General features: G+C 65.5%; 12 protein-coding genes. 7 read left to right on the top strand and 5 right to left on the bottom strand.

Annotated features, from left to right (window positions below):
- Positions 1-17: 17 nt before the first annotated feature.
- The 6 genes from EB835_RS13710 to EB835_RS13735 all read left to right on the top strand — a co-directional run bounded on the left by EB835_RS13710 (position 18) and on the right by EB835_RS13735 (position 8221).
- Positions 18-1571, top strand: coding sequence for a class I adenylate-forming enzyme family protein (locus EB835_RS13710; protein ID WP_240688745.1), 1554 nt, complete (start codon positions 18-20; stop codon positions 1569-1571).
- Between the two features lie 118 nt (positions 1572-1689).
- Entirely contained in the window at positions 1690-2961 is a 1272-nt protein-coding gene (gene hutI, locus EB835_RS13715; protein ID WP_135810024.1) for an imidazolonepropionase, read from the top strand.
- A 56-nt stretch (positions 2962-3017) separates the two neighbouring features.
- On the top strand, positions 3018-4694 hold the full coding sequence (gene hutH, locus EB835_RS13720) for a histidine ammonia-lyase (RefSeq protein WP_135810025.1): 1677 nt from the start codon (positions 3018-3020) through the stop codon (positions 4692-4694).
- 120 nt (positions 4695-4814) lie between these two features.
- Positions 4815-6083 (top strand): allantoate amidohydrolase, encoded by a 1269-nt coding sequence (locus EB835_RS13725; RefSeq protein ID WP_135810026.1) that lies wholly within the window; start codon positions 4815-4817, stop codon positions 6081-6083.
- Complete coding sequence (locus EB835_RS13730) at positions 6080-7474, top strand: formimidoylglutamate deiminase (protein WP_135810027.1); 1395 nt, start codon at positions 6080-6082, stop codon at positions 7472-7474. The genes EB835_RS13725 and EB835_RS13730 overlap by 4 nt, the downstream gene beginning before the upstream one ends.
- Positions 7475-7477: 3 nt before the next feature.
- Positions 7478-8221 (top strand): IclR family transcriptional regulator, encoded by a 744-nt coding sequence (locus EB835_RS13735; protein ID WP_039211444.1) that lies wholly within the window; start codon positions 7478-7480, stop codon positions 8219-8221.
- Positions 8222-8270: 49 nt separating this feature from the next.
- Here EB835_RS13735 and EB835_RS13740 read toward each other — a convergent pair whose 3' ends face one another.
- Positions 8271-9785, bottom strand: a complete 1515-nt coding sequence (locus EB835_RS13740) for a BCCT family transporter (RefSeq protein ID WP_240688746.1) — start codon at positions 9783-9785, stop codon at positions 8271-8273.
- Between the two features lie 494 nt (positions 9786-10279).
- Complete coding sequence (locus EB835_RS13745; RefSeq protein ID WP_135810028.1) at positions 10280-10660, bottom strand: VOC family protein; 381 nt, start codon at positions 10658-10660, stop codon at positions 10280-10282.
- Between the two features lie 496 nt (positions 10661-11156).
- Between EB835_RS13745 and trpS the strand changes: the two genes are divergently transcribed.
- On the top strand, positions 11157-12197 hold the full coding sequence (gene trpS, locus EB835_RS13750) for a tryptophan--tRNA ligase (RefSeq protein ID WP_135810029.1): 1041 nt from the start codon (positions 11157-11159) through the stop codon (positions 12195-12197).
- Positions 12198-12215: 18 nt separating this feature from the next.
- Here the strand turns inward: trpS and EB835_RS13755 are convergent, their stop codons facing one another.
- The 3 genes from EB835_RS13755 to EB835_RS13765 form a co-directional block, all read right to left on the bottom strand.
- Positions 12216-13397 carry a methyltransferase domain-containing protein gene (locus EB835_RS13755; protein ID WP_205749940.1) on the bottom strand — a complete coding sequence of 394 codons (1182 nt, stop codon included), beginning with the start codon at positions 13395-13397 and terminating at the stop codon, positions 12216-12218.
- Between the two features lie 164 nt (positions 13398-13561).
- Positions 13562-14074: a hypothetical protein gene (locus EB835_RS13760; RefSeq protein WP_135810030.1), complete on the bottom strand. Its 513-nt coding sequence runs from the start codon at positions 14072-14074 to the stop codon at positions 13562-13564.
- A gap of 88 nt (positions 14075-14162) precedes the next feature.
- Entirely contained in the window at positions 14163-14978 is an 816-nt protein-coding gene (locus EB835_RS13765; RefSeq protein ID WP_135810031.1) for a class I SAM-dependent methyltransferase, read from the bottom strand.
- Between the last annotated feature and the right edge of the window lie 74 nt (positions 14979-15052).

A 15052-nucleotide genomic window follows, 5' to 3' on the forward strand; every position in this document is an offset into this window, starting at 1 on the left:
CGGCATACGGTTGGCCCATGGCAACGACGGCATTTGGCAATTCCCGCCCCGAGGCGGCCCTGGACCCCACGATGGAAGCGGCACAGACCTTCAGTGTCGCCGAGGTGGTCGGCTTGCCCTTCATCCGTGCGCACAGCGACCCGAACGGTGCATGCCTGAGCTGGCCCGAAGGCCGACTCAACAACTCCGAATTCGCTGCGGCTGTGGCAGCGACTGCGCAGACTCTGCGCGACCGACACGGCATCACCAGCGGCTCGGTCGTCGGCGTGCTGCTGCGCAACGTTCCTGAACTCATCACCACAATGTTCGCCACCTGGTCACTCGGAGCCGCACTGACGCCGATCAATCCGTCACTGACCGATGACGAAGTCCTCTTCCAGCTCGACGACTCCGGGGCGAAGGCTCTCGTCGGCGAGGAACGTGCGGATGCATTGTCTTTCGAGCTCGGACTCGGGTACCTGTCAGTGACTGATGAGTGCTTCCGCGCCGATCCGGGAGACGATCTCGCTGATGCTCTCGATGGCTCTGCCGTTCGGGAGGACGACGCCGGTCTCGTCGTCTACACCTCGGGAACCACCGGCCGACCTAAGGGCTGTGTGCTCGAGCAGTCGAACCTCGCCGCCATGGTGTGGTCTCTGGTCAACGGGCTCGACCATGGTGAAGACGTGCGCAGCCTGCTCGTTCTTCCGCTCTTCCATTGCAACGGGCTTCTCGCTGGGACGGTGATGCCGCTTAAGCTGGGTGGCAGCGTCCATGTGCTTCCGAAATTCGATCCGTCGACTTTCTGGGACGTCGTCGAGGCCGAACGCCCGAGCTATTTCTCCGCCGTGCCCACGATCTTCTCGGTCCTCGAGGCGCGGACCACTCGTGAGGTCGATGCGAGTTCACTGCGCTTCGTCATCTGCGGGGCGGCTCCCATGTCGAAGGACGCGATCGCTCGGTTCGAGAATAGATTCGACATCGATATGGTCGAAGGCTACGGGCTGTCCGAGTGCTCGGTGTGCGCGACTCTCAACCGCAACGACGGTACGGCCAAGCCCGGCACAGTCGGCCCTGCACTTCCCGGCTTCGAGATCGGTATCAAAGACCCCGACGGCACCCTCCTGCCCGTCGGCGAGACCGGCGAAGTCGTCATCGCCAGCCGCACGATCATGCGCGGTTATCTCGATCGTCCCGAAGCCACCGCCGAGGTGCTCCGCGACGGTTGGCTGCACACCGGGGATGTCGGATTCCTCGATGCCGACGGCTATCTCACCCTCGTCGACCGCATCAAAGATCTCATCATCCGCGGCGGCGAGAACATCTACCCCAAGGAGATCGAGGACGCCCTCCTCGGACATGATCTGGTCGTCGAAGCGGCTGTAGTCGGTGCCCCGGATGAGAAGTACGGCGAAGTCGTCGTCGCCCATGTGGCCCTGCGCAGCGGTGCATCTATCGCAGAGGAGGAGCTGCTCTCCTTCCTCGAACCGAGACTGGCCCGGTACAAGCTGCCTGCGCGAATCCACCTGTGCGAGAGCCTTCCGAAGAACTCGGTCGGCAAGATCGTCAAGGGAGACCTCCGCACCCGCTGAGCGACGCGTCACCAGCTGTCCGAAATATCGGACAATTCTCTGCGGGAGAGGTTCTGCCCTGCCACCGAGCGGTCCATACTGGGTGTGGACCACACTCGATCGGAAAGGGCCGACCGTCATGCAGCTATTCACCGGGATCAGCGAATTGGTCGTCAACGACCTCGACCGCCTCGGCGAACTCGACGTCATCACCGACGCCGCACTGCTCGTCGACGACGGCCGAGTCATCTGGGCGGGGCCGTCCGCCCAGGCGGACACGGCGGTGCAGAACCACCTCGGCGATGCGACGGCACGCGGCGTCAACGACGATGACATCGTCAATGGGGAAGTCACCTCGGCGAATGAATTGGGCGGACTCGAGACGATCGACCTCGATGGGAAGGCCGTCATCCCGGGCTTCGTCGACAGCCACAACCACCTCATCTTCGCCGGCGATCGGTCCGAGGAATTCGCGGCCCGGATGGCCGGGCAGAAGTACTCGGCCGGGGGCATCGCCACTACCGTGGCCGCGACCCGAGCCGCCACCGAGACTGAGCTCGAGGCGAACCTCGTTCACCTGGTCAAGCAGGCGAAGCGGCAGGGAACGACGACGTTCGAGATCAAGTCCGGCTATGGGCTGACCGTGCCCGACGAGATCCAGGCCCTCGACATCATCAACCGGCACACCGAGGAATCGACGCTCATCGCCGCCCACGTCGTCCCCCCGGAGTTCAAGGACGAGCCGGAACGCTACGTCGACCTCGTCATCGACGAGATCATCCCAGCAGCCGAAGGCAAAGCGAAGTGGATCGACGTGTTCTGCGAAACCGGTGCCTTCGCCGAGGATCAGACCCGGCGGATCATCGAAGCCGGCAAGGCCGTCGGAATGAAACCGCGGCTGCACGCCAACCAGCTCACCGAGGGAGGGGCGCTCAAGCTCGGCGTGGAACTCGGCTGCGTGTCCGTCGACCATGCGACCTTCGCCTCCGATGAGGACCTCGCCGTCCTCGCTGAGGCGGGCACCGTCGTCACTCTGTTGCCGAGTATCGAATTCTCCACCCGCCAGCCCTACCCCGACGCCCGCCGCTACGTCGACGCGGGAGTATCGCTGGCGATCGCCAGCGACTGCAATCCCGGGTCAGGGTTCTCCAACAGCATGCCGTTCGTCATCGCCATCGGCGTCCGGGACATGCACTTCACCGTCGAACAGGCGGTGTGGGCAGCGACAGCCGGCGGAGCCAACGCTCTGCAGCGCACCGATGTCGGCCACCTCGGAGCGGGAGCCCGCGCCGACCTGGCCATCCTCGATGCACCCAGCTACCGCCACCTGGCCTACCGGCCGGGTGTCCAGCTGGTCGAGAGGGTCTACTCCGGCGGTGAGCTCATCGTCGACAACCGATCCCGCGACTGAACGACATCACCACCCACGACATCGTCATCTGAGACGCACTCACAGAAAGGCACACGATGACCGACTTCATCGATCTCGACCCCGATACGCTGACCTTCGCCGAGGTGGTCGACGTCGCCCGCCGCGACGCAAAGGTCTCCCTGTCCGAAGCCACCCTGGCCCGGGTGAACAAGTACCGCGAGGCCATTGACGCCCTCGCTCAGGCGGAGAAGCCCGTCTACGGAGTCTCGACTGGATTCGGTGCGCTCGCCCAGCGTCACATCCCCGCCGAACTGCGCACCCAGCTGCAGAAGTCCCTTATTCGCTCCCACGCCGCCGGCGTCGGCGAACCCGTCGAACGCGAGGTCGTGCGCGCCCTCATGCTGCTGCGCGCCCGCACCCTGGCCACGGGGCGGGCCGGCGTCCGCGCCGAGGTCCTCCAGACCTACGTCGACCTGCTCAACGCCGGAATCACCCCGGTCGTCCACGAGTACGGCTCACTCGGCTGCTCCGGTGACCTCGCACCACTGTCGGCATGCGCCCTCGTCGTCATGGGCGAAGGCGTGGCCGAAGGACCCGACGGAGTGGCAGGGCCCGCCGATGAGATCCTCGCAAAGGCCGGAATCACCCCGGTCACCCTGGCCGAGAAGGAAGGCCTCGCTCTCGTCAACGGCACCGACGGCATGCTCGGCATGCTCATCATGGCCCTGACTGACTTGGAGAACCTGCTCACTGCCGTCGACGTGTCCGCGGCCATGAGCATCGAAGGACTCTTCGGCACCGACGCCGTCTTCGCCCCCGAGCTCCACTACGCACTGCGCCCGCACGCCGGTCAGGCCGCCTCGGCCGCGAACATGCTCGCCGCGCTCGCCGATTCCGGCATCACCGCCAGCCACCGCGACTCCACCCACCTCGTCCAGGACGCTTATTCGATGCGCTGCGCCCCGCAGGTCAACGGTGCCGCCCGCGACGCCGTCGCCTTCGCCACCCAGGTTGCTGAACGCGAGCTTCGGGCCGCCATCGACAACCCCGTCGTGCTCACGAACGGAATGGTGTCATCGAACGGCAACTTCCACGGCGCACCACTGGCCCACGCGTTGGACTTCCTCGCCATCGTCGCCGCGGACGTCGCCTCGATGTCCGAGCGCCGCACCGACCGGATGATGGATGTCGCCCGCAACCAGAACCTCACCCCGTTCCTCGCCGATGACGCCGGCGTCGACTCGGGCCTGATGATCGCCCACTACACGCAGGCGGCCATGGTCTCCGAGGCCAAGCGGGGCGCGACACCGGCCTCGGTCGACTCGATCCCGTCCTCGGCCATGCAGGAAGACCACGTGTCCATGGGGTGGTCGGCCGCTCGCAAACTGCGCAAGGTCGTCGACAACCTCGCCTCCGTCGTCGGCATCGAACTCTATGCCGCCTCCCGTGCCTGCGATATGCGCGACGCCGCACCGGCACCGGTGACAGGAGCCGTGATCGCGAAGATCCGTGAGACCGTTCCCGGACCAGGCCCTGACCGGTTCCTCTCGCCCGAACTCGCCGAGACCATCGCGAAGGTCAAGGACGGAACGCTGGTCGCAACCGCCGAGGCGGTTGCACCGCTGACCCACACCGTCACCGCTGCTGCCGGAACCTGGCAGCCGGAAGACGGCGGACCGGCCGTCAACGATCCAGAGTTCACTGCGCTGGGTAACCTCGAAGCCGCCGCCGAGGCTTCGGGCACCTCAGCAGCCACCACCCACCAGGACTGACACCGGGCTGGGACCGGTCGCCGACCGGACCCGACCGACGGGCCTCTGATGCCAGGGCCGGCCGACCACGGCGCCGACGCATCACCGGACCCGACCGATTTCGAACGGAGTGAACTGACAATGAGCGATGTCGTCTCGCTGCTGAGCCAGATCGAGGACACCGGCCGCGACACCCGCGGTCCGGGCTACCAGCGGCCCGGATTCTCGGACACCGAACGGGAGCTGCGTGAGTGGTTCCTCGCCGAGGCGGCCCGCCGCGGTCTCGATACCGAGATCGACGCCAACGGAATCACGTGGGCCTGGGCCACCCCGCAAGGTGCGAACGCCGTCGTCACCGGTTCCCACCTCGACTCGGTGCCCGGCGGCGGCGAGTTCGACGGTCCTCTCGGTGTCGCCTCGGCGCTGGCGGCCTTCGATGTGCTCAATGCCTCCGGCGCACTCGACCAGTCCACCCGACCCTTCGCTCTGGCTGTGTTCCCCGAGGAAGAAGGTTCACGCTTCGGCGTCGCCTGCCTCGGTTCGCGGCTGCTCACCGGTGCCATCGACGCTGACCGTGCACTCGGTCTCAAGGACGCCGCCGGTGACACCTTCGCCGACGTCGCCCGTGGCTATGGCCTCGATCCGGATCGGATCGGGCGTGACCAGTCTCGGCTGGCCGGAATCGGTTCCTTCATCGAACTCCATGTCGAACAGGGCGTCGGTCTGATCAACACCGATCAGGCCGTCGCCATCGGCTCCTCGATCATCGGTCACGGGCGCTGGCACTTCGCCTTCTCCGGTCAGGGCAACCATGCCGGCACGACTCCGATGAGTCATCGCGCCGACCCGGTGGTCGCGGCCTCCCGTGTGATCGGGGACATCCCGACCCTAGCGGCCGCCACTGACGCGAGCGCCGTGGCGACTGTGGGGCGCACTCTCATCCACCCGGGCGGGACGAACGTCATTGCCTCGTCCATGAGTTTCTGGCTCGACATCCGCCACCCTGACGACGCGGTCGTCAAGCAGGTGCTCGAGGCGATCAGCCACCGCGCCCAGGACCACGGCGCCGATTCCGGTGTCGAGGTGACCATCTCGCAGGAGTCCTACTCGCCGACGACTCACTTCACCGCCGATCTCAACTCCCGCTTGACCTCGGTGTTGCCGGACGCGCCGCTGCTGCCCTCGGGTGCCGGCCACGATGCGGGCATCCTCGCACCCCATGTGCCTTCGGCGATGCTCTACGTCCGCAACCCGACCGGCGTCTCCCACGCTCCCGAAGAGGCCTGCGAGGTCGACGACCAGAGGGCCGGAGTCGATGCGCTCGTCAAGGTGCTCGCCTGCGAACTCGGCATCGAGAACGCCCTGGCCGACGGCAATGCGGCAGGCCCGACGACAGGAGGTGCGCGATGAGCACCCGCTACTGGTGCGAATCCGCCTGGATCGACGGAGCCGTTGCTCACGGAGTCCTGCTGAGCGCCGACGACACCGGAACGCTCACCGCCGTCGAAACCGGGATCGACACCGCTCCGTCCGACGCCGAGGCGGTGTCCGGGTTCGTCCTGCCCGGCGGAGTCAACGCCCACTCCCATGCCTTCCATCGGATGCTGCGCGGTCGCACCCACGGCGACGGCGGCACCTTCTGGACCTGGCGCGAAGTCATGTACTCCGTCGCCGCGAAACTCGACCCGCAGGCCTACGAGACCGTGGCGCGCGCAGTGTTCGCCGAGATGCTCGCCGGCGGCTACACCTCGGTGGGCGAATTCCACTACGTCCACCACGCGCAGGACGGAACGCCGTACGGCACCGAGCGTCCCCGCGGGGACGCGAGCGACGATGCCGGACTCCGCGCCCACGCGATGGAACGAGCGCTGGCACGGGCGGCCGCCTCGGCGGGGATCCGCATCCGACTGCTCGACACCTGCTATCTCACCGGCGGCATCGACGCCGAACTCTCGGCCGAACAGTCCCGATTCGGCGACGGCACGATCGACGGATACATGGACCGGCACGCCGGCCTGATCGACACCTTTGCCGACGAATTTCCGGTCAACGCTCCAGGTGAGAGCTTCGTCCACGTCGGTGCCGCGATCCATTCGATTCGCGCGGTCCCGGCGGCGAATCTCCAGCGGTTCACCGAACTGTCCGGAGCTGTGCACGTGCACCTGTCCGAACAGCCGGCGGAGAACGAAGCCTCGCAGGCTGCGTACGGGGCTACCCCGACCGAGGTTCTCGCGCGCTCGGGGGTCGTCGACGACCGGCTCTCGGCCGTCCATGCCACCCACCTGAGCAAGCAGGACATCGCGATCCTCGCAGGCGCCCAGTCGACGATCGTCATGTGCCCGTGCACCGAGGCGGACCTCGCCGACGGCATCGGACCGGCCCGGGAGCTCGCCGACGCCGGAGCTGTGATCTCGCTCGGCTCCGACCAGCACGTCGTCCTCGACGCTCTGCGCGAGACCCAGGGACTCGAAGCGGGGGAGCGGCTGCGCTCCGGCCAGCGCGGACGGTTCTCACCGGCCGAACTCATCACCGCGCTCACCGAAGGCGGGGCACGCAGCCTCGACCTCCCGGTCGGTTCCCTCGAGGTCGGGAAGGCGTGTGACTTCGTGGCTCTGCGCACCGACAGCATGCGAACCATGGGGTCGCTGGACGAGCAGATCATCCTCACGGCCAGCGCGAGCGATGTGCATCTGACCGTCACCGGTGGCCGGGTCCGCGTGCGCGACGGAGTGCACACCGAGCTCGGCGATATCGCCGAACTCTACGCGCAGGCTTTCGCCGCGTTGGAGATGGAGGGCTGAGTCGTGGCTGAGGTTCCCGCACTGCGGCGGGCGATCGCGATCCTGCGGCATATGGCCTCGTCGAACCGATCGATCACGGCCGGCGCCCTGGTCCGGTCGCTGGAGATCCCGCGGTCGAGTGCGTATGACATCCTCGCCGTGTTGGAGGAGCTCGGGCTCGTGGCGCGCACCGAATCCGGGTATGTGCTCGGAGCCGGCGTGCACGAGCTCGGGGCATCCTACCTGCGGACGAACCCCCTGCAGCGGTTGGCGCAGCCGATCGTCCGGCAGCTCGCCGAGGATACTGCGACGACTGCGCAGTTGGCCGTGATCCGCGGCTGGGAGACGGAGTACGTGCTCAAGGAGCAATCCCTGAAATCCGTCGCGGTCATCACCGCCACCGGTGTGCGCATGCCCAGCTACCTCACGGCGACCGGGCGGGCGATCCTCGCTCAGCTTCCGAAGTCTGAGGTGCTGGCGATGCTGCAATCCGAAACCGAGTTCGTCACGCGCACGGGCAAGGGCCCGACCTCGGTGAAAGCGCTCAACGCGGTGCTCGCTCAGGAGCGACGGACCGGCACCGCGATCGAACACGGCGAAGTCACGCCGGGGATCTCGACGCTCGCGGCACCGGTGTTCGACGTGTTGGGTCGCCCGATCGCGGCCATCGGCCTCTCGTTCGTCACCGAGACCCTGCCCGAGGACACCGATCCGATCGTCGACCAGGTCAAGGCCGCCGCCGCCGAGGTGACCGCCAAGCTGCGGTGAATGTGTCCGATCCGCCTGCGCCGACTTTTCGGCGCGGTCGGGCCGAGCGTCAGAGCCCGAGGACTCGTCGCTCGCGCGCGACCTCCTCGACGATCTGGTGATCGCTGCGCAGCTCCTTGATCAGCGCGATGCCGAGGACGACCACGATGACGGTGAACGGAACCGCTGAGAGCATCGCCGCCTGCTGCAGGGCCTGCAGTCCGCCCACGAGGAGCAGGACCACCGCGCAGCCTCCGGTGAGGAAGCCCCAGGTCGCGATCACGGGACGCCGGGGCGCGAAGGATCCCTGCGACGACAGCGAGCTGAGGACGAAGGTGTTCGAGTCTGCGGACGAGACGAAGAACAGGATGACCATGATGATCGTGAAGACCGAAGTGAGCATGGACAGCGGCAGCTGGTCGAGGAGGCTGAAGAACGCGGTGTCGAGGTTGTCCTGAGTGGCGTCACCGATTCGGGCCCCGTCCATGTCGAACTTGATCGCCGAACCGCCCATGACGGTGAACCAGATGAAGAACACGGCGCTGGGAACGAGAAGGACTCCGGCGACGAATTCCCGGATGGTCCGGCCCTTCGAGATCTTGGCCAGGAAGATGCCGACGAAGGCGCTCCAGGACAACCACCACGCCATCATGAAGTAGGTCCAGCCGAGCATCCATTCGCTGTCTTCGGCATTCGTGGGTGTCATGAAGCTGAGCTCGACGAAGTCTCCGGCGAAGGCACCGACGGACCGGACGAACAGGTTGGAGACGAAGCCGCTGGGTCCGGTGATGAAGACGAACAGCCCCAGCAGAGTCGCCATGGTCAGCGTGATCTGCGAGATGTACTTGATGCCTCGGCTCACTCCGGTCAGTGCCGAACCGGTGAAGAGGAGGGTGAGCACGGTGATGACGATGATCTGCATGACGATGGTGGAATCGACGCCGAGGACGGTGTTGAGTCCCTCTCCGATCTGCGAGGCGCCGAGCCCCAGGGACGTCGTCGTCCCGAAGAGTGTGGCGATGATGGTGAGGATGTCGATGACGTTGCCGACCCAGCCGTCGACGAAGCGGCCGAGGACGGGGCGCAGCATCGTGGATACGAGTGCCGGTCGGCCCTTTCTGTGGGTGGAGTAGCCGATCGCCAGTCCGAAGACGCCGAAGATCGCCCAGGCTTGGAAGCCCCAGTCGAGGTAGGAGAACTGCATTGCGCGGATCGCCGCGTCCATGGTCTCCGGCTCGGCCAGTCCGTGGGGCGGGGTCATGAAGTGCGACATCGGTTCGGCCACTCCGTAGCTGACCAGGCCGATTCCCATCACAGCTGCGAGGATCATCGCGAGCCAGGTGATCGTGCGGTATTCGGGACGCGAGTCCTGCGAGCCGAGGCGGAGGCGACCGAATCGACTGGCGGCGAACGACACGAGCATCGCGATCGCGGCGAACGGAACGACGAGGTAGATCCAGCCGAATCCGGTGGACACTGTCGTCATGGCTCGCGTCATGATGTCAGAGAGCGCATCGGGTGCGATTGTCGCCCACACCATGAAGGCGATGACGACGGCGACCGAGCATACAAAGACTTTCCCCACTCGGTTGGAGTGTGGGGCTGCATCGGGTGCCGTGGGGGAGTCGGCCGTATCAAGTGCGGATCCGGCCCCGCCGGCAGGGGGAGGGTCGTCTGACCCGCTCGAGGAAGCGGACGCGGTTGAGCGGTCGGAACCGCCTGCAGTGCCGCTTGCGGGTTCGGGGGTGGGTGAGTTCAGCATCGTCATCGTGGTCTCCGGACTCACAGCCGCCTCGGTGGCGGGTATGAGCAATCGTCGGTTCAGCGGGTGGGATCGGGCAGATTACACAACAGGCCCCGCGAACTGGGTCGTTCGTGGGGCCGTGCGACTGACGAGTCTATGCGCTCGCCGCCGAATCGCCACATGTATGAAAGCGGAAACAGCAGAGTGTGAGTCTTCTCGCGGTGGAGTACTGACGCTGCCGGGCCCCGCCGACCGCTCGAGTTGTCGTCGCTGTGCCGAGTTATGCGGCGAGCGGTGGACGCTGGCTCGATCGGTCGGCGAGGGGCAGCAGCTGCTCAGAGGTATGGACGAGTGATGAGCTCGAGATACATTCCCGACGGGTCGAGGAAGTAGACATCGCGACCCCCGTGCTCGGTGTTCGTCTCCTGCGGGCGAGTGCGCTGTGGGTCCGCCCAGTAGTCAAGCTCGCGCTGTTTCAGCAGGTCAAGGGCTCGACCGAAGTGGTCGTCCGAGCAGAGGAAGGCCATGTGCACGGGCAGGATGTCGTACCCAGGCGGGGGAGAGGCGAACTGGATCATGACCCCGCCAGAGAGCATGATGTTGGCGAACGGTCCCCAGGACTGGGTGTGATCGGCTTCGAGAATATCGACATAGAACTGCGCCGAGGCGGCTGGATCGGCTGCGGCGACGATGGTGTGGTTGAAGGTTGCTGACATGATGAAGTCCCTTTTCGGATGGAGGGTGGTTCGCTGATAGCCCGAGATGTTTTCGGGCATGGTGAACTGAGAATTGAGAATTGACTTCATCATGAGGAGGACCGCGAGCAGAACGCTCGTGACCTCTGCGGCTCAACCGTCGACCGGGTTACCGATCCGTGAGCGGCTATATGCCTGTCCGGTCATCGGCAACGAGCATACAATCCGCCGGGTCGAAGCGGAACAGCTGTCGCGAACGTGGTCTGGGGTAAGGCACCTTCAGGATTCGACTGACGTGCGCATTCACGCTGTCGGCCGTGCACTTGTGCTCCAGGTGGCTTCTCCAAGAGGTAGAGTGTTGGCATGCGCAATTCCGGACTCAATTGGTGGTGGCTGCTCCTCACAGCAGCCGACTGACGCATACCCGCGGGCTGCATGGCAGCCCGCAACTTCTGTGGATCCTTCTGTGCGACCCGTGCAACTCTGACCGCATCACCGCACAATCGGGAGATCACACATGGATTCCTATTCCGCCACACTCGCACGAATGTCCCAGCTCCGCAGTGAGGTCGAAACGCAGCCGGACAAGTACAGAATGCTCACGGGCGAGCGTCCGACTGGCCCGCTTCATCTCGGCCATCTCTTCGGCTCGATCCTCGAGAGAGTCAGCCTGCAGAATCGTGGAGTCGAGACCTTCATCGTCCTCGCCGACTACCAGGTGATCACGGACAGGGACACCTCGGCGAATGTGAAGAACAACGTCCGCGAGGCGATCAAGGACTACGTCTCGGCCGGTATCGACCCCACACGGACAACGATCTTCACCCACTCGGCCGTACCTGCCCTGAACCAGCTCCTTCTGCCCTTCCTCAGCCTGGTCTCGGACAGTGAGCTTCGGCGAAACCCAACTGTGAAGTCAGAGCTTGCCGCCTCAGAGCGCCCGTTGAGCGGACTGCTGCTGACCTACCCTGTTCACCAAGCTGCGGACATCCTTTTCTGCAAAGGCAACTTGGTGCCGGTAGGCAAAGACAATCTTCCGCACGTCGAGATCACCCGGACCATCGCGCGCAGATTCAACGAACGATACGGCGGAGTTTTCCGCGAACCGGACGCAATGCTGACGCAGACTCCCGAGCTTCCTGGCCTCGATGGGCGAAAGATGTCGAAGAGCTATGGAAATGCCATCTCGTTGGGAATGAGCGCTGATGAGACTGCCGCCGTCATTCGCAAGACCCAGACAGATTCTCAACGACAGATCACCTATGACCCCCAGGGGCGGCCGGGGATTTCGGCACTTTTGGTGACCACGGCAGTCTGCACAGGTGCCGAGCCGGAAGATATAGCTTCGGAGGTCGGAGAATCCGGTGCGGGCGCGCTCAAATCCCTGGCCACAGAGGCGGTGAACGAATTCCTCTCCGACCATCGTGCGCGCCGGCGAGAACTTGGTGCGGACCCGACGACGGTTGATCGAATACTCGCGAATGGCAACGAGCGCGCCAATGCCATCGCTGACGCGACATTGGCGGAGGTCCGTGCAGCTATGGGGATGGACTATTGATTCAAGTAGGGCGCGCCCTCACCGCCGCTGGAGCAGGACTGCGATCTCGAGGTGCTTCGTGTGCGGGAACATGTCGAAGATCCGTGCCTGGGCGACCTCGTAGGCAGGCATCCGGGCGAGATCCTTCGCCAGAGTGACGGGATTGCAGCTCGAGTAGACGATGTGCTCGACGCCGGAGTTCTCCAGTGCTGCCGACAGCCGCGCCCCGATCCCTCGCCGAGGCGGGTTGACGATCACGCAGTCCGGTCGTTCGACGCCGGTTGATGCCGCCAAGTTCGCCTCGGCGAACTCCGTGGCATCGCCGGAGAGGAACCGGGAGTCGATGCCGAGCTCGGCGGCGCTGACCTTAGCGGACTCGATGGCCTGCTCGCTGACCTCCACCCCGGTGACCCGGCGGGTAGGGCCCGCACAGTAGAGAGCGAACCCACCGACACCGCAGTAGAGGTCCCACAGGTTCGATGCCTCCACCGCATCTACCCACGCGGCGACTTGGTTATAGAGCCCAATAGCTACGTGCGTGTTCGTCTGGAAGAAACTCTGTGGCCGCAGATGCAGATCGACACGATCGAGGTTCATCCGCAGCGATTCGCCGCGGAACATCTCCTCGCGGCTGCCTTCGAGAACGGCCTTGTGCTCGGGCAGCAGATTCACCGACACCACGGACGCGGCGGGAATGAGCTCGAAGAGCGGCCCTTTCCGCGACCGCAGCACATCGAGACCGTGCTGAGTGCGGACGACGAACCGGATCATCAGCTCACCCGACGGCGCCGCCGTGACATGGACGAACTTCAGCTCCCCGCGGCGAGCAGAGACATCGTAGGGCTCGAGCCCGGTGCCATCGAGGAAGTCCGCAAGCACCGGAATCACCGCACGGATCGCCGGGGCCTGAATTCCACAATCACGCAGATCGACCCCGTGGAACTCCTGATCGAGGATGCCCAAGGTGATGTGCCTGGCCGACCCGCCGACGGCGAGCTTCGCCCGATTTCTGAAATCCCGTGCCCCGCCGGCGAAGGTCGGCAGCCAAATCCGGGGCGCTGCCTCGGCGAGGGTCTCCCGGCACCAGGACTCCTTGTCCGTGATCTGCTGCCCATAAGGCGTCTCGATGAGCGCGCAGGAACGGCATTCCCCGCGCTCGAAATACCCGCAGTTCAGGCGCCCATGATCCGCCGAGGCGGGGGTCAGCGGCAAGGTCGTCATCCCCTCATTCTATTCCGCGATCGGCTCCGGAATATCGTTGACCCGGATCGTCTGGCACCGTAGAGGAATTCGGACAGATCGCCGAAAAACGGGGTGAGCGTCGAGAAACGCACGCGCACACCCGTGCCTCGACGCTCAGCCCGTTTTTCGGCGGAGCCGGGAGATCAGGCGGCAATGAAGGCGAGGGCGACGAATGTGCCGAATGAGACGAACGGGGCGATCGCTGCAATCGCGATGGCGATGATGCCGGGTGTTCGGCCCCGCCCGGTGACCGCGGCCGTGATGCCGAGGATGATGCCTGTGAGACCTAAGCAGGTGCACAGGCCCTGGACTCCGACGAGAACGGTCGCCAGGGTCTGATACCAATCCGGTGTGTCCGTGAAGTAGTAGCCGGACGGGGCCTCGGACGGCCCGACGGTCACGCCCAGGATCACCGAGGCGGCCAGGCTCAGGGCCATGGCGACGATCGAGAGCGCCACGGCCACCTTGCCCAGCGCCGGCGACTTCACCGAGGCGGCGCCATCCATTCGAGTGTTGACGCCGTTGTGCGCATCAGCCAGATCGTCGGGCCGCGGCGAGGCATAGACGGGATGGACGGGAGGGGCGGGGACTCGGGACTGTTGTGCCGCGAGCTCATCGTCGGTGGGCTGGGGGTACGAGAAGTCCGTCGAAGTCATGCTTCGACGCTATCGACGCAGAAAGGCGGCGCCCCACCCTGCTATCCCAAGAGTGGGGTCGGGAAAACCACCCTGCAGGCAGCGCGAGTCAGGGCTTGTGGGCGACGATGAGGAATCTCTTCTGGCTGACGGTGATCGGCTCACTCGATTCGGCCAGGCGTCTGAGGACATCGAGGTTGGACCTGACGGCGAACCCGGGAACGTCCCACGGAATATAGGCGAGGTACTCGATGACCGCCTCGACGTCGGTGAAGCGCATCGTACCCTGCCATTTGCGAGCCGCCTCGATCGACAGACCCTGACTCTCGGCGTCGCTGACGCACGGCTCGAGCTGCTGGTGCAGATCGCCCACCCCGCCGCCGAAGAGGTCGCGGAACTCCTGCGCCTCCGTGCCGTCGACCTGCTGGGTGAGGAACAGCCCGCCCGGGGAGAGGACACGGGCCACTTCGGCGAGGTCATAGCTTTCGTGTCGATTCATCACGAGGTCGAACTCACCGTCGCCCCACGGCATCTCCGGGTGATGATCACTGTCGTACCGGGTGACCTCGACGCCATAGTCCTGCAGCGTCGAGGCGGCCAGGGGAACATTGGGCTCCCACCCTTCGGCCGCGGAGATCGTCGGCGACGGTTCGCCGGGAGGCCTGGCCTCGTCGAGCCGCTCGATGAGTTCGCTGAGGCGCTCGCCGCCTCCCGTGCCCATGTCGAGGCATCTGCTCGACTCGGCCATGGCATCGAGGCAGATCTGATCGAAGTCCCACGGCGGATCATCGGCGACGAGGCGGCCGGCCAGTGGGGAGAAATCCCACCCGGTCATCGCCGCCGTCTCATGGATCCAGGCCCATCGCTCGTGGCGTTCATGGGGAGTCTCGTCGCGCGTGCGACTGCTGTCGGCATATTCGGGCATGTCCACACTCCTCTGCCGGGTGGCTCGGCACCATCACCGAGCAGGTCAGCAATTCTGCCGGACGGCTCAGCGTC

Source organism: Brevibacterium sp. S22 (genome assembly GCF_004745485.1).
Classification (GTDB): Bacteria; Actinomycetota; Actinomycetes; order Actinomycetales; family Brevibacteriaceae; genus Brevibacterium.